The 15,774-nt window shown below is 64.4% G+C and carries 14 protein-coding genes; 5 read left to right on the forward strand and 9 right to left on the reverse strand.

The features are described 5' to 3' along the window. Positions 1-95 precede the first annotated feature (95 nt). The 4 genes from FXB41_RS35865 to FXB41_RS35880 form a co-directional block, all read right to left on the reverse strand. Positions 96-1,820 (reverse strand): FAD-dependent oxidoreductase, encoded by a 1,725-nt coding sequence (locus tag FXB41_RS35865; RefSeq protein ID WP_219685103.1) that lies wholly within the window; start codon positions 1,818-1,820, stop codon positions 96-98. A 59-nt stretch (positions 1,821-1,879) separates the two neighbouring features. After that, positions 1,880-2,899, reverse strand: coding sequence for a S1C family serine protease (locus tag FXB41_RS35870; RefSeq protein ID WP_219685105.1), 1,020 nt, complete (start codon positions 2,897-2,899; stop codon positions 1,880-1,882). Between the two features lie 91 nt (positions 2,900-2,990). Next, positions 2,991-3,440 (reverse strand): gluconate 2-dehydrogenase subunit 3 family protein, encoded by a 450-nt coding sequence (locus tag FXB41_RS35875; RefSeq protein ID WP_219685107.1) that lies wholly within the window; start codon positions 3,438-3,440, stop codon positions 2,991-2,993. 198 nt (positions 3,441-3,638) lie between these two features. Next, the gene (locus tag FXB41_RS35880; RefSeq protein ID WP_219685110.1) at positions 3,639-5,237 is read right to left on the reverse strand and encodes a GMC family oxidoreductase; all 1,599 of its coding nucleotides are present in this window, start codon (positions 5,235-5,237) and stop codon (positions 3,639-3,641) included. Between the two features lie 196 nt (positions 5,238-5,433). On the opposite strand from FXB41_RS35880, the gene FXB41_RS35885 reads away from it, so the two are divergent. Then, complete coding sequence (locus tag FXB41_RS35885) at positions 5,434-6,222, forward strand: thermonuclease family protein (protein ID WP_007594078.1); 789 nt, start codon at positions 5,434-5,436, stop codon at positions 6,220-6,222. A 219-nt stretch (positions 6,223-6,441) separates the two neighbouring features. Here FXB41_RS35885 and cyoD read toward each other — a convergent pair whose 3' ends face one another. Genes cyoD through FXB41_RS35905 form a run of 4 tightly spaced genes read right to left on the reverse strand, consistent with a single transcriptional unit; the run spans position 6,442 to position 10,292 of the window. Next, complete coding sequence (cyoD, locus tag FXB41_RS35890; protein ID WP_007594086.1) at positions 6,442-6,831, reverse strand: cytochrome o ubiquinol oxidase subunit IV; 390 nt, start codon at positions 6,829-6,831, stop codon at positions 6,442-6,444. After that, the gene (locus FXB41_RS35895; protein ID WP_007594087.1) at positions 6,828-7,469 is read right to left on the reverse strand and encodes a cytochrome (ubi)quinol oxidase subunit III; all 642 of its coding nucleotides are present in this window, start codon (positions 7,467-7,469) and stop codon (positions 6,828-6,830) included. The genes cyoD and FXB41_RS35895 overlap by 4 nt, the downstream gene beginning before the upstream one ends. Then, the gene (gene cyoB / locus FXB41_RS35900) at positions 7,469-9,469 is read right to left on the reverse strand and encodes a cytochrome o ubiquinol oxidase subunit I (RefSeq protein ID WP_007594088.1); all 2,001 of its coding nucleotides are present in this window, start codon (positions 9,467-9,469) and stop codon (positions 7,469-7,471) included. The genes FXB41_RS35895 and cyoB overlap by 1 nt, the downstream gene beginning before the upstream one ends. Further along, on the reverse strand, positions 9,459-10,292 hold the full coding sequence (locus FXB41_RS35905) for a cytochrome ubiquinol oxidase subunit II family protein (RefSeq protein WP_007594089.1): 834 nt from the start codon (positions 10,290-10,292) through the stop codon (positions 9,459-9,461). Before FXB41_RS35905 ends, cyoB begins: the two co-directional genes overlap by 11 nt. Positions 10,293-10,516: 224 nt before the next feature. Between FXB41_RS35905 and FXB41_RS35910 the strand changes: the two genes are divergently transcribed. From FXB41_RS35910 to FXB41_RS35920, 3 genes are read left to right on the forward strand one after another with little or no spacing between them, the layout of a single operon-like run. After that, positions 10,517-11,338, forward strand: a complete 822-nt coding sequence (locus tag FXB41_RS35910) for an SDR family NAD(P)-dependent oxidoreductase (protein WP_246649457.1) — start codon at positions 10,517-10,519, stop codon at positions 11,336-11,338. Positions 11,339-11,357: 19 nt separating this feature from the next. After that, positions 11,358-11,912 carry a carboxymuconolactone decarboxylase family protein gene (locus FXB41_RS35915; RefSeq protein ID WP_007594091.1) on the forward strand — a complete coding sequence of 185 codons (555 nt, stop codon included), beginning with the start codon at positions 11,358-11,360 and terminating at the stop codon, positions 11,910-11,912. Position 11,913: 1 nt separating this feature from the next. Beyond that, positions 11,914-12,714, forward strand: a complete 801-nt coding sequence (locus FXB41_RS35920; protein ID WP_219685112.1) for an SDR family NAD(P)-dependent oxidoreductase — start codon at positions 11,914-11,916, stop codon at positions 12,712-12,714. Positions 12,715-12,896: 182 nt separating this feature from the next. On the opposite strand, the gene FXB41_RS35925 is transcribed toward FXB41_RS35920, so the two are convergent. Further along, the gene (locus tag FXB41_RS35925; RefSeq protein WP_246649458.1) at positions 12,897-14,207 is read right to left on the reverse strand and encodes a PQQ-dependent sugar dehydrogenase; all 1,311 of its coding nucleotides are present in this window, start codon (positions 14,205-14,207) and stop codon (positions 12,897-12,899) included. A 262-nt stretch (positions 14,208-14,469) separates the two neighbouring features. Here FXB41_RS35925 and FXB41_RS35930 point away from each other — a divergent pair, with 262 nt between their 5' ends. Further along, positions 14,470-15,660: a urate hydroxylase PuuD gene (locus FXB41_RS35930; protein WP_219685117.1), complete on the forward strand. Its 1,191-nt coding sequence runs from the start codon at positions 14,470-14,472 to the stop codon at positions 15,658-15,660. The last annotated feature ends 114 nt before the right edge of the window (positions 15,661-15,774 follow it).

Here is a 15,774-nt window from a genome sequence, read left to right on the forward strand (position 1 = left end):
GGGCGATCCAGTACTCCGAGCCGGTTGTGATTAGTCGATGGGCTGCGGCGTACTGGATGCCCCGCCTTCGCGGGGCATGACAGCGGTGGTAAAGGCTAGACCAACGCTGTGGCCGCACTCGCCCCGGCCACACTCCCCTCCGCCAGATGCCTTCCCGCGATGTAGCCGAATGTCAGCGCCGGCCCGAGCGTGATGCCCGGCCCGGGGCAATTGCCGTTCATGATCGAGCCCATGTCGTTGCCGCAGGCGTAGAGGCCCGCAACCGGCGTGCCATCCTCGCGCAACACGCGGGCCTGGGCATCGACCTTCATGCCGATCGCCGTGCCGAGATCGGCTGGATAGATGCGCATCGCAAAGAACGGCGCGCAGAGGATGGGCGCGACGCAGGGGTTCGGCTTATGGCTGATATCGCCGAGATATCGCTGATAGATGGTGCTGCCGCGACCGAATTCCGGATCTCGGCCGTCCTTCGCATCGGAATTGTAATTTGCGATCGTCGCCGCGAGTGTCGACGGCTTGATGCCGATCCTCGCTGCGAGCTGCGCGATATCAGCGGCCTCGATTAACTCGCCGCCCGCCGCATAGCGCCTGATATTGCGCGTGAACGGCCTGATACGGCCTAGGCCGTAGCTCCACAGGAACGGACGGTCGCAGATCAGATAGAACGGCCGGTCCGGGTCGCCATTGCCATCGCGCAGCATGGCGAGCACGAACTCGTGGTACGACAGCGCCTCGTTGACGAAGCGCCGGCCGGCTGCATTGACCGCGATCACGCCGGGCTTGGCGCGGTCGGTCACAATGTGCGGGAAAACGCCTCGGCTCCCATCGGCGCGCCGGAGCAGCGAGGCCGGCACCCAATAGGCCGGGCTCGTCGCATCCGTATTGAGCGCGGCGCCGGTTGCAGTCGCAAGGCGGAGCCCGTCGCCAGTAGCGGACGTGTGGGTCGCCGAGATGAATCCGGCCGCGGGTGGGAAGAAGTGTTTTCGCAAGGTCGCGTCGTGCGAAAAGCCGCCGGTCGCGAGCACCACACCGCGCCGCGCGGCGATCAGGCGATCGCGCGCGCCATGACGGATAATTACACCGCCGACGCGCTCGCCCTGCATCGACAAATCCTCGACGTCCGCACTGAAGAGAATCTCGACCTGCCGCGCCAGCAGCGAGGCATACAGTCGTGCGGCGAGCGCATTGCCGAGATGCAGCGTCGTGCCGCGCGAGCTCCGCAGCCGCTGCCACGCATACTCCGAAACCAGCCGCATCGCGCGAACAGTCGAGCGCAGCGATCTTCCGGCCCGGCGCAGATGCGGGATGTCGAGGCGGTTGACCATCATCCCGCCGAATCGCGTGAACTCCGGCAGCGGTGCGCGCAGCCGCGCGAAATGCGCGCCCAGCCGCGTGCCGTCGAAGACGACCGGCTCGAGCACGCGCCCGCCCGCGGTCGCGCCCAGCCGCTCCAGATAATAGTCCGGACAGGCTTTCACCGGCTGGAGCCGCACTTGCGTGTTGGCTTCGAGATAGGCGACCGCCTCCGGTCCGCGCGCGAGGAAAGCGGCGCGGAGACCCGCATTGGCGGGCTCGGGCACCGTGTTCGACAAATATTGCACGGCGTCTGTGACGCTATCGGAGAGCCCCGCCTCTTTCATTTTGGCATTGGCGGGAATCCAGATCATGCCGTCGGACCAAGCGGTGGTGCCGCCGGCGAAAGCGGTCTTCTCGATCACTAGCACGCGCAGGCCCTCAGCGGCGGCGACGGCCGCAGCCGTCATGCCACCGGCGCCGGCGCCGACGACGATGACGTCGTAGGTCTCATGTGCCGGCATCATGCGGCGGGGTTCCCGAAGCGAGGCATGACACCGTCATACCTCGCTTCGGCGCCCGCACGCTAGCGGGCCGGCTTGCGCTCGACCGGGTCGATCTCGATCGCCCGCAGACGGCCGAGCCGCAGCACGTCCATAGCCAGCCGCCGGCCGATCCGGTCGCGGTCGAGCACACGGATCAGATCGTCCACGCCGTTGATCTCGACGCCGTCGAGGCCGATCACGACATCGCCGGACAACAGGCCCGCCTTCGCCGCCGGCCCGTCCGGCTCGATCTGCGCCAGCAGCGCGCCCATTTTGTTCTCGACGCCGGCCAGCACCGCGTGCCGCCGCGGGATCGGCGCGGTCTGGCCGGCCACGCCGATATAGGCGCGACGGACATAGCCGTGGCGGATGATCTCCGACAGCACGAACTGCGCGGTGTTGCTGGCGACCGCAAAGCAGATCCCTTGCGCGCCATTGATGATCGCGGTGTTGATGCCGATCACCTCGGCATTCGACGACACCAGCGGCCCGCCCGAATTTCCGGGATTGAGCGCAGCATCGGTCTGGATCACGTCCTCGATGGTGCGGCCACTGACCGAGCGGATCGAGCGCCCGAGCGCCGAGACCACGCCGGCAGTGACGGTCGATTCAAAGCCGAGCGGATTGCCGATCGCGATGACGAGCTGGCCGCGCCGCAAGGTCTTGGAGTTGCCGAGCGCCGCATAGGGCAAGTCCCGCACACCGTTGGCGCGAAGCAACGCAAGATCAGTGTCGGGATCGACGCCGAGCACCCGGGCGTCGCCGACATGGCCCTCAACGTCGCGTAGCCGGATCTCCTTCGACGAGCCGACCACGTGGCTATTGGTGAGCACGAGCCCGTCCGGCGAGATCACGATGCCCGAGCCGAGCCCGCCGCGCTCGCGGCCGTTCGGCACCTTAGGCCCGGTCTCGACGCGCACGACGGCCGGACCGACGCGGTCGGTCACGTCGATCACAGCATTTGAGTAGGCGTCCAGCAGGGCCCGGTCATCGACCGGAGCGGCCGCTTCCGTTCGCGATGACGCGGCGCCATCGACGATATCTGAGGTGAAATCCAGCATGATGGGAGTCCTTGAGGCTCACACAGATGGTGGCCTGCTCCGTCAGGCGCAAGGGACCCGTCCGGGGCGCAAGGCTGGACTGCCCAGGTGGCTAGGGCACTCGCCGCAGCGTGCCTGCCCTTGCCTTGACCGGATCGAGCAGCGACCAGTCGCCGTCAGGGAGCACGTAGCCCTTGGGAAAAGGTGCGCGCAGTTCGAGACCGAGCGAGCGCAGCACCCGATCGTCGCGGTAGTAGCATTGCAGCACCACGCGGACGAGCGTGGCCGCAGCCGCACCGCCGGAACTGCGAAACTCCTGCGCCACCGCGTCGCGCTTCGCCGCATCGAGCTCAGTCAACGGCTGGCCCGCGAGCCGCGCCAGATAGTCCAGCGCCGCCACCACCAATTTGGCGTCACGTCCGAGCGTCGCCAGCATGTCGGCCTGGATCGCGGGGTCGTCGGCGCCCGGCACCTTGTACTCGTCGCTGGCGGGAACGATCATCGCGGCGATAGCGCGGAGGTCGTCGCGCTGCCGCGGCGAGAGGGAGAATTGATCAGGCATTGTGTCCTCTCGTCAGAACTCTACAGCTGCGGTGACGGTGCGCTCCCTCCCCCGCTTGCGGGGGCGGGTCGGGGAGAGGGTCTCTCCGCAGAGAGACTCCCGCAGAGGAGAGAACCCTCACCCGGCCCTTTGTGCCGACCTCTCCCGCAAGCGGGAGAGGTGCATCGAGCGCGCGGTCAGGTTTGAACATCATCTTTCTCAATCGAACAAATTGGCGAGGCGCTGCTTCATCTGGTCGGCGATGTAGAGCGCGAGGGCCTGAATGGTGGACGTTGGATTCACGCCGCCCGAGGTGACGAAGATGCTGCCGTCGACGATGAAGAGGTTCTTCACGTCGTGCGTGCGGCCCCATTCGTTGACGACGGAGCGTTCGGGGTCGGTGCCCATGCGTGCCGTGCCGAGCAGGTGCCAGCCGCCCCACGGGATCGGCGAGTTGACGCAGATGTCGCTCGCCCCCGCGGTTTCGAGAATCTCGCGGCCGTGCGCCAGCGCATGCTCCATCATCTTCCGGCTGTTCTCGCTGATCGTGTAATTGATCTTCGGGGCGGGAATGCCGTGGCCGTCCTTTAAGACCGGATCGAGCGTAACCTGGTTATGCTCCTCCGGCAGGTCCTCGCAGATCGCGGAAAAGCCGAGCCGGTGGCCGTTGAGCTTGCGGAAGACGCGGTGGTGATCGGCGCCCCACGGCAGAATGCCCTTCTGCTCGCTGACGACAGCCTCGAACACCGGCCCGGCGCCGCGCACGAACTGAACGCCATAGCCGCGCACGAACCCGCGCGAGAGGTCCGTGTCATACCATTCCTTGCTCCACAGGCAGGTCGGCGGTGCGCGGTTGCTATCGGTCGGCTCCTTCACATAGCCGTAGATCTGCGCATAGGGGTGGAACATCAGGTTCTTGCCGACGAGGCCGGAGGAATTGGCAAGCCCGTTCGGAAAGCGGTTCGACGCCGAGTTCAGCAGCAGTCGCGGCGTGCCGACGCCGTTGCAGGCGATGATGACGACATGCGCCGGCTGGAACTGCTCGGCACCGTCCTTGTCGTAATAGACCACGCCGGTGGCCATGCCGCTCTCATCGGTGGTGATCTCGCGCACCCGGCAGTGCGTACGCAGCTCGACGCCGGCGCGGACCGCGTGCGGCCAATAAGTGATGTCGGTCGAGGATTTTGCGCCCTGCGCGCAGGCCGGCGTGCAATGGCCGAGATTGATGCAGCGCGCGCGGCCCTCGTAGTCCATGGTCGCGACCGTCGTGTCCGAGGGCCACCAGTGCCAGCCGAGCTTGTTCATGGCCTTGCCGATGATCGCACCGGATAACCCCATCGGCTGTTGCGGCATCGGCGGATGCGTCAGCGGCGAGAGCGGGTCGCCCGACAGGCCGGACGTGCCCATCATCCGGTCGTTCTCTTCAAAGAACGGGGTCAGCGCGTCGTAGTCGATCGGCCAGTCGTCGGCGACGCCGTCGAGCGTCCTCACCTTGAAATCGGAGGGATGCAACCGCGGCCAGTGCGCGGTGTACATCACCGTCGAGCCACCGACCGCATTGTAGTTGACGACCTTGATCGGCGAATTGTCGTCGTTGATCGGATAGTCCTCGGGCCGACCGCGGACGTTGGGGCTGGACGACCACTCGCCGTAGAACTTGGCCTCCCAGTCCCGGCCCGTGCTGGGATATTCCGCCGGGTTCATCCAGCCGCCCTGCTCCAGGCAGAGAATGTGCATCTTGGTCTCGGCCAGTGACCACGCCACCGCCGCGCCTGAAGCGCCGGCGCCGATGATCAGGACGTCCACGGGGTCTTTCATCGCGAAATTTTCCTCCCTTCGCCGCTTCCCGGGCGATTCGGCCTCCGCTCTGCAAGGCCGGCGAACGATAGGATCAGAGCTACGGCCGAGTAAAGCCACGAGGCCGGAATGTCGCACTTCGCGGGGCGCAGACCATTGGTATCGCCACATCCGGATGCTAGGAACAAGGCGCACGAGCCATCGATAGCGAGACCTTATGTCCTTCCGAAACTCCTTTGCCAGCGCCCGCGCTTTTGCGTTCGTTTCCTTTCTCGCCCTGTCCGGATTTCTGGGCACCACCGGCCCCGCCTCCGCGCTGACCGCCGCAGCGACGGTCCGCGACGGCAACGCCATCCAGCTCGGCGACGTCACCTATCGTCTCGACGGCGTCGACGCGCCCGAGCTGGACCAGGTCTGCATCGACGATCACGCCGATCCCTGGACCTGCGGCATCGAGGCCCGAGATCAGCTCGCCAAGCTGATTGGCAAGCGATCGGTGCGTTGCGACGATGTCGGACCGGAAAAGAGTTTCGGCAAGCGGCACCGCGCGATCTGCACGGCCGAAGGCGACAAGACCAGCTTGAACGAGCAGCTGGTCAAGCTCGGCTATGCCATTGCCCGCGAGCCGGTCAAGGCGAACGTCAAGTCGGCCGCGGCCGACGCAAAATCGACCTCGGCCGGAATTTGGAAGGGCTGTTTTGTCGCACCGCAAGAATTCCGCACCGGCAAGAAGGATGGCGCGCTGCTGGGCGCCGCCTGCCGCGCCGACCGCGACAAGGAGATTCGCGCGGCGTTATTTCCCGAGGATCTGACGATGCCGCCGAGCTGTGGCATCAAGGGCAAGCTTGCGGTGCGCGCGCGCGTGACCGGCAATATCGGCATCTACCATTTACGGGGCTGCCCGAGCTACCCCGCGACCACCAAGCCGGATCGCTGGTTCTGCTCGGAAGACGACGCCCAGGCTGCGGGCTTCCGCAAGGCCTACAATTGCCGACGGCCGAAATGACGAAGCTCATCACGCAGCCGTGAGCGCAAGCCGGAGACAGTATTCATCCGGAATTGAACTCCATCGAGAGTTTCTGCATTTGTAAGCGTACGCGAGCGCTTTGCGCGAGCGTTTCCTTGGCGGCAATCCGGCTCTGGCCCGATTGCTTTGCTCGGGCGTTTCCTCCCTAGACTTGGGCCGCTTGTCACAACAAGCGGCTCTTCTTTTTTGCATAATGCGCTAGCGGCGCATTGGCATGATCTGATCCATGGCTGGCATGTTCGCATTCAGATGCGCCATGATCCAGACGGTGCCACCGACCACCAGGAACACGACCAGCAGCCCGAAGGCGAGCGCCAGCACGTTGTTGGTGTTATCGGGGCCGGTGGTGATGTGCAGGAAGAACACAAGGTGCACGCCCATTTGCGCGATCGCCAGCACGATCAGCGCGACGGGAATGGAAGGCTGCCAGACCAGATCCGTGCCGGCGATGAAGAACGAGGTCGCCGTCAGCAGCAGCGCAAGCACGAGACCGACCACATAGCCGAGAATCCTGGTGCCGACACTGTGTTGCTCTTCCTCGCCCGGCGCGAGGTCGTGTTCGGTCCGCATATGTGCCTGATCGCTCATACGCCACTCCCAAGCAAATAGACGACGGAGAAGACCCCGACCCAGACAATGTCGAGTGCATGCCAGAACAACGCAAAGCACATCATCCGGCGCAGCACGTCGGCACGAAAACCCTTTGCGAAGACCTGGGCCATCATGGTGAGGAGCCACAATATGCCGGCCGAGACGTGGAGGCCGTGGCAGCCGACCAGGGAGAAAAACGCAGTCAGGAACGCGCTGCGCGATGGGCCATAGCCTCGCGCGACGAGATCGGCGAACTCGCGAAACTCGATGACCAGAAAGATGAGGCCGAGCAAACACGTCACGGCCATCCCGAGATAGAACCAGAGCCGGTTGCGCACATCGGCCGCGATACTTGCCATGCCACAGGTGAAGCTCGACAGCAGCAGGCAGACCGTCTCGATCGCGACGTTTCGCTGCTCGAATATCTCCGAACCCTTCGGGCCGCCGGCGGTCTGGTCGGCCAGCACCGCATAGGCCGCGAAAAAGCAGGAGAACATCACGATGTCGGAGAGCAGGAAGACCCAGAAGCCATAGGCGGTCACGATGCGCTTCGGCGCCGGGCCGGGATGCTCGATGACGAGCCCGATGTGGTGGGGATCGGCGTGCGCACGGCCGGCGGTCGCGGTCATTGACATCAGACTGTCCCCGCCATGCTGACAAGACTGCGCCGCTCCTCGAGATTGACGCGGTCTATCGCTGCGACTTCCTCGGCCGGAATGACGTATTCGTCATGGTCGCGCCAGGCGAACACGACGAAGGTCGCGAACGCTCCGATACCGCCCAAAATCACCATCCACCAGATGTGCCAGATCAGCGCAAAGCCCATGACCGTGGCGAAGAACGCGCAGACGAACCCGGTCGGCGAGTTCCTGGGCATCTCGATGTCATGATACTCGGGCGCATCATGCTGGAGCGATTGCTGCTTGGCATGGGCCTTCAGATCCCAATAGGCATCCTCGCCGCGCACATCGGGATTGAAAGCGAAGTTGAAGACCGGCGGCGGCGACGACGTCGCCCATTCCAGCGAGCGGCCGTCCCAGGGATCGCCAGTGTGGTCGCGCAGGGCCTCGCGGTTGCGGATGCTGACCACGAGCTGCATGATCTGGCAGATCACGCCGATCGTCAGCACGGCCATGCCAACGGCTGCAACCAGCATCCAGGGCCGCCACGCCGCGACGTCATAGTGCTGCATGCGCCGCGTCATGCCCAGCATGCCGGCGACGTAGAGCGGGATGAAGGTGACATAGAAGCCGAGGAAAGTGAACCAGAACGCGAGCTTGCCCCAGCGGTCGTTGAGGCGAAAGCCGAACGCCTTCGGAAACCAGTATTCGAAGCCGGCGAAAGCGCCGAACAGCACGCCGCCGATGATGACGTTGTGGAAGTGCGCGACCAGGAACATGCTGTTGTGGAGGATGAAATCGGCCGGCGGCACCGCGACCAGCACGCCCGTCAATCCGCCGATAATGAAGGTGACCATGAAGCCTATCGACCACAGCATCGGCGTCTCGAAGCGGATGCGGCCGCCATACATCGTGAACAGCCAGTTGTAGATCTTCACCCCGGTCGGTATCGCGATGATCATGCTGGCGATGCCGAAGATGGCGTTGACGTCGGGGCCCGCGCCCATCGTGAAGAAGTGATGCAGCCAGACCATGAAGGAGATGACGCAGATCGCCATGGTCGCCAGCACCATCGAACGATAGCCGAACAGCGCCTTGCCGGAGAAGGTCGAAACCACCTCGGAGAAGATGCCGAAGGCCGGCAACACCAGGATATAGACCTCGGGATGTCCCCAGGCCCAGATCAGGTTCATGAACATCATGACATTGCCGCCGGCCTCGTTGGTGAAGAAGTGGAAGCCGAGATAGCGGTCGAGCAGCAGCATCGCGAGGGTGGCGGTCAAAATCGGGAAGGCCGCGACGATGAGAAGATTCGAGGCCAACGTGGTCCAGCAAAACATCGGCATGCGCAGATAGTTCATGCCTTTGGTGCGCAGCTTCAGCACCGTCGTCACGAGATTGATACCGGCCACCAGCGTGCCGACGCCGGATATCTGCAGCGACCACGCGTAATAGTCGACACCGACGCCCGGCGAGTAGGACAGCTCCGACAGCGGTGGAAACGCGAGCCAGCCGGTGCGGGCGAACTCGCCAATCACGAGCGAGAGATTGACCAGCAGCGCACCGGTCGCTGTCAGCCAGAAGCCGACCGAATTGAGCGTCGGGAAAGCGACATCCCGCACGCCAAGCTGGAGCGGCACGATGAGATTCATCAGCCCGATGACGAACGGCATCGCCACGAAGAAGATCATGATGGTGCCGTGCGCGGAGAATATCTGGTTGTAGTGCTCCGGCGGCAGATAGCCCTGCGACTGGTACGCGACAGCCTGCTGAATCCGCATCATGATGGCGTCGCTGCCGCCGCGCAGCAGCATCACCGAGGCCAGCAGGATGTACATCACGCCGATTCGCTTGTGATCGACGCTGGTGATCCACTCGTGCCAGAGATAGGGCAGATGCCCCTTCACCACGACCCAGGCCAGCACCGCGAGAATCCCGACCAACACCACCGCGCCAGCGATCAGGGGGATCGGCTGATCGAACGGAATGGCCGACCAATCGAGCTTACCGAGCATCATGGCCTCCACTTTGCGACCGGCCTGCTTCGGATGCGAGCTCTGGGCCCGGCCCCGGCGGAATGTGCTGGGTCGCGATCAGGTCGAACAGCCGGGGATCGTCGAGCCGGTAGGTCGGCCTGCCCTTCTCGACGCCCTGCTGCATCAGCTTCTTGTAGCTGTCCTCATTGAGGACGGCATCGCTTTTCGCCGTGGTCGCCACCCAATCCGGAAAGGCGAGCGGCGAGATCACGTTGACGTCGAACATCATGTCCGGAAACCCGTCGCCGGAGAAATGCGCCGACAGGCCCTGCAGCTTGCCCTCGTTGTCGGCGCGCAGGTTCAGCTTCGTCACCATTCCGTTCATGGTGTAGATCATGCTGCCGAGCTGCGGGATGAAGAACGTGTTCATCACGCTTGACGACGTCAGCTGGAAATTCAGTTCGGCGCCCGCCGGCACCGTCAGGGTGTTGACGGTGGCGATGCGCTGGTCCGGATAGATGAACAACCATTTCCAGTCGAGCGAGACGGCCTGAATGCGGACCGGGCTGCCGGTGCCAGGCACGGGTGCTGCGGGATCGAGCTGATGCGAGCCGATCCAGGCGACGCCGCCGAGCAGGATCACGGTGAGCGCGGGGATCGCCCACACCACCATTTCCACCCGCCCGGAATAGACGAAGTCCGGCTGAAATTTTGCTTTCGGATTCGAGGCGCGAAACCAGAATGCAAAAGCCAGGATCGCGAAAATGGTCGGCACCACGATCGCGAGCATGATGAAGACGGAATCGACCAGGATGGTGCTGTTGGCCGCAGCCACAGGCCCTTGTGGATCGAGCAGATTCATCGGCAAGCCACTGGCGGTTGGGAAGCCCCGGGACAGAGCCTAACGTGGGAACGGTTCCGGCAGCAAACGCGATCGTGTGAGGTCGGTTCCTAACGGGGCAGGTCGATCGTTCGCCCTTCTCGCGCGGCGGCATGCAATTCCATGCGATGTCAATGACATGAAAGCTGGAGCCCGGCCCTTCTCTCCGCTCGGGGCGATTGCTAGAGTGCACGAAAATATTCGGGATGAACGACATGCAGGGGCTCGAGGACGATCCCGGTCTCGCCGGCAAGGTGGCGCTGGTCACCGGCGGCGGCGCTGCGGGCGACGGCATTGGCAACGGCCGCGCGGCCGCAATTCTGCTGGCCCGCGCCGGCGCCAAAGTTCTGGTGGCCGATCGCGAGCTCAAGCTCGCTGAACGAACCGTCGAGATGATCGCAGCCGAAGGCGGCACGGCCGCGGCGCATGGCGGTGACGTCACCAGCGAGAGCGATTGCAGGACGCTGGTCGAAGCCACGCTTGACCATTGGGGCCGGCTCGATTTCCTCGACAACAATGTGGGCATCGGCAGCCGCGGCAGCGTGGTGGACGAAGCGCCCGAGCAGTATCGCCGCGTCATGCAGGTCAATGTCGAGAGCATGTTCCTGCTCTCCAAACACGCTATCCCTGCGATGATCAAGACCGCGCGGGGCGGCGCGATCGTCAACATCTCGTCGATCTCGGCGCTGCGGCCGCGCGGGCTCACGAGCTACACGACATCGAAGGCCGCCATCATCGGTCTCACCCGCGCGATGGCGGTCGATCACGGCCGCGACAACATCCGCGTCAACTGCATCTGCCCCGGGCCGATGTACACGCCGATGGTCTATGGCCGCGGCATGAGCGAACAGGCGCGCGCTCAGCGGGCCAAGGCGTCTTTGCTGAAAACGGAAGGCACCGGCTGGGACGTCGGCCACGCCGTCAAATTCCTGCTCAGCAATTTTGCGCGCTATATCACCGGACAGGTGCTGCTGGTGGACGGCGGGGTGACGCTGCAAGCGCCCGAACGCGAGTCACAAGAACACTAGCAAGGAAGGAAACACAGGGATGGCCCGCCTGCCCTATCTCGAGGCCGACCAGGTCGCGCCCGAATATCGCGACATGCTCAAGCGCAACACCAATTTGCACAAGCTGTTGGTCAACTCGCCGGAGATGGCGCGCGCCTTCAACGGCATCGGCGGATACATTCGCTTCAAGAGCAAGCTCGACCCGCGCCTGCGGGAGCTTGCGATCCTCCAGGTCGGCTGGATGGAGAAATCGGAATACGAGTTCACTCACCACGTGAAGATCGGCAAGGAGTTCGGCGTCACCGACGATGACATCGCCGGCCTGATGGCTGAGACCGACGGCAAACCCTCGACGCTCGAGCCACAGGCGAAGGCGATCCTGAAAGGTGCCCGCGAGATGGTACGCGAGCTCGCGATGTCGGACGCAACCTTTACCGAGATCAGGCAGCATCTCTCGGACGAGCACATGGTCGACCTCGTGCTGACCATCGCCTTCTATTGCGGCGTGGTGCGCGTGCTCGCCACCATGAAGATCGACAACGAGCCATATTACAAAGAGGTACTCCAGCAGTACCCGATCCCGGGAGTGAACTGACATGCGCGTGAAGGACAAGGTTGCGATTATCGTCGGCGCCGGCCAGAGCCCCGGCGAAGGCATGGGCAACGGCCGCGCCACCGCACTGACCTTCGCGCGCGAGGGCGCCAAGGTGCTGTGCGTCGATCATCATCTGGAATCGGCACAGGAAACCGCCGCCATGATCGCCGCGAAGCATGGCACCGCCGCGGCGTTCAAGGCCGACGTGACCAAGATCGCCGACATCGAGGCGATGGTCGCGGACGCGCAGGCGCGCTGGGGCCGGATCGACGTGCTGCACAACAACGTCGGCGTCAGCCTGTCCGGCGGCGACGCCGAGTTGCTTCAGATCACCGAGGAAGCCTTCGACCGTATCGTCGCGATCAATCTGAAGAGCTGCATTTGGGCGGCGAAAGAGGTGGTCCCGATCATGCGCGCGCAAGGAAGCGGCGCGATTATCAACATCTCCTCGATGGCGGCGATCACCACCTATCCCTATGTCGCCTACAAGGCGACGAAGTCGGCGATGATCGCCTTCACCGAACAGCTCGCCTACCAGAACGCGGAACACGGCATCCGCGCCAACGTCATCCTGCCGGGCCTGATGAACACGCCGATGGCCGTCGACACCCGCGCCCGCGAATGGCACAAGACCCGCGCCGAAGTCGAAGCCGAGCGCGACAGCAAGGTGCCGCTGCGCAGGAAGATGGGCACGGGGTGGGACGTCGCGAATGCCGCGCTGTTCCTGGCGTCGGACGAGGCCAATTTCATCACGGGCGTGACATTGCCGGTGGATGGCGGGGCGAGTGTGAGACGGGGGTAGGCGCCGCAAGCGCAGTGCCTCTTCCTTCTCCCCTTGCGGGAGAAGGTGGCGCGAAGCGCCGGATGAGGGGTTCTCTCCGCACATGCACAAGGAGTTCGCGGATAGAACCCCTCACTCGTCTCGCCGCTATGCGGCGAGCCACCCTCTTCCCGCAAGGGGCGAGGGTACACCTCCACCGCGGCTCAGCGCACGCTTGTCACCCGCCAGATTGTCCCGTTGCCATCCTCCGACACCAGCAGCGATCCATCCTTCGCCACAGCAACACCGACCGGCCGCCCCCACACCTCGGTGTCGCTCACCACGAATCCCGTGACGAAATCCTCGTACTCGCCGGTCGGCTTGCCGTCCTTCATCCGGATGCGGATCACCTTGTAGCCGGTGCGCTTCGACCGGTTCCAGGAGCCGTGCTCGGCCGCGAAAGCATCGCCCTGGTATTCGGATGGAAACTGCGTGCCCTGATAAAAGGTCATGCCGAGCGAGGCCGAGTGCGGTTGCACCAGCACATCGGGTATCGTCACCTTGTCCTTGAGGTCCGGCCGCGCGCCGGCATGGCGCGGGTCTTCGTTGCCGCCGATATAGAACCACGGCCAGCCGTAGAACGCGCCTTCCTTCACGCTGGTCACATAGTCAGGCACGAGATCGTCGCCGAGCCCGTCGCGTTCGTTGGTCGAGCACCACGGCAGCCCGGTCTGTGGCTGGACCGCGAGTCCGACGCAGTTGCGGATACCAGTGGCGTAGATCTTCCGCTCCTTGCCATCAGGATTGAAGGCCAGCACGGCGGCGCGCTCGGTCTCGCTCGCCCACGCCGCACCAAGCGGATGGGTTTTCGACCACACATCCAATCCGCCCGGCGGCGTGCCCATGCCCTCGGCGACGTTGCTGAGCGAGCCGACCGACACCAGCATGCGCTTGTTGTCGGGCGTAAAGACGATGTCGCGGGTGGAATGACCGCCGTCGTGGGGCAGGCTTGCCACGATCGTCTCCGCCTTGCCACGCGCCTTGAGATCACCGGCCTGATAGGGAAAGCGGACGATGCTGTCGGTGTTGGCGACGTAGACCCACTGCGGATTGTCGCCGTTTGGGAAGAAGGCGATGCCGAACGGCTGCCGCAGCCCACTGGCGAACACCTCGTTGGTCGCGGCCTTGCCGCCTTCGCCGGCGCGCAACACGCGGATGTTGCCCGCGCGCGTCTCAGCGACGAAGACATCGCCGTTCGGCGCCACGCGCACGATGCGCGGGGCGCGCAGCCCTTCGGCGAACAGCTCGATCTTGAAGCCGGCCGGCACCTGAAGCGCCCCCTCCGGCGGGCGCGGCACCACGCGCGACGAGCTCGCAACCGACCGCGTGGCGCCGGGCCTGACCAGATCCTGCGGCCGGATCAACCTGACCGTGCCAGGCTTGTCGGCCTGCCAATCGCCGTAGGCATCCTTGCCCTGCAGCACCGGCTCCGCCTGGGCGCAGCTCGCGACCGCGACCAGCCACCCGGCGGACATCGCTACGAACGAAATCCTGTTCCTCAAATCGTTTCCTCCCGGCCGTCACGTCTGGCGCACCAACGCCGATCGACGCGCAAACGTTCTGCGACAGGCCAAATGCCTGCCGAATCCCACGTCAGCTCATGCCCGCACGATGTGCATCAGCCGCAGCCCATCGTACTGGAAAATGCGGCTGATCGGTGCGACACATTGTAAGGGCGGGGCCGCCGGTTGCGGTCATCAAGGCTGCGGCATTGGGGCTGCATCTGTTGGGGTGATCATGTGGGGATCCATCATATCGGAATGGGCGAGCCTGCTGCTCCGCTGGCTGCACGTGGTCGCCGCGATCGCCTGGATCGGCAGTTCCTTCTATTTCATCGCCCTCGACCTCAGCCTTAGGCCCCGGCGCGATCTCCCCGACGGCGTGCAAGGCGAGGCCTGGCAAGTCCATGGCGGCGGCTTCTACCGGATCATGAAATATCTGGTCGCGCCTGCCCAGATGCCGGACGAGCTGACCTGGTTCAAATGGGAGGCCTACACCACCTGGCTGTCCGGCTTCGCGCTGATGGTTGTGGTGTATTATCTCGAGGCCGATTTGTTCCTGGTCGACAAGTCAATCCTCGACCTCACGCCATTCCAGGCCGGCCTGTTCAGCCTCTGCAGCCTCGCGCTGGCATGGCTGCTCTATGAAGGCGCCTGCCGCACCGGGCTCGCGCAACGCGAACTGCCCTTCGCCATCGGCGGCTATCTGTTCCTGGTCGCATTGACCTATGCTTTCACCCACGTGCTGAGCGGGCGCGGCGCATTCAACCAGATCGGGGCGATCATCGGCACCATCATGGTCGCCAACGTCTTCACGCTGATCATCCCGAACCAGAAGAAGATCGTAGCCGCCCTGCTCGCGGGACAGGCGCCCGATCCGAAGCTCGGCAAGTCAAGCAAGGAGCGCTCGGTTCACAACAACTATCTAACGCTGCCTGTCGTCGTGCTGATGATCAGCAACCACTATCCCCTGCTCTATGCCACGCGCTTCAACTGGATCATCGTTGCCATCATCCTGGCGCTCGGCCCCGTGATCCGGCACTTCTTCAACGAGGGGCATGCCGGGCGCAAATCGCCGTGGTGGGTGTGGGGCATCGCAGCGGCGGGCGTGATCGCGATCCTCTTCCTCTCCGCGGCCGGCCCGCGCGAGGTCAAGACAAGCGCGCTGTCGGCGCCGGTCACGGTGGCCAATGTCGAGGAGATCGTGATGTCCCGCTGCAGCATGTGCCACGCCGCCGAGCCGGTCTGGGCCGGCATCGTCACCGCGCCGAAGGGCATCTTGCTCGACGCGCCCGAGCACATCCATCGCAACATCCGCTTGATCGGCCGCGTCGCCGCCTGGTCCAATGCCATGCCGCCGGGCAACATCACCGAAATGACCAGCGAGGAGCGCGCCATCCTCGCCGCCTATCTCGAGCAGGCGCGCTGACACCATTGCGCGTCGATATCGCCTTTCGCGGAATGAAATTTCCGCATGTCCCGCCGATTTGAAAATGACTTGACCGCCTATCCGGCGTAGACAGGATTTGTGGCCGTCAACGGC

It is taken from the genome of Bradyrhizobium canariense (genome assembly GCF_019402665.1).
Taxonomy (GTDB): domain Bacteria; phylum Pseudomonadota; class Alphaproteobacteria; order Rhizobiales; family Xanthobacteraceae; genus Bradyrhizobium; species Bradyrhizobium canariense.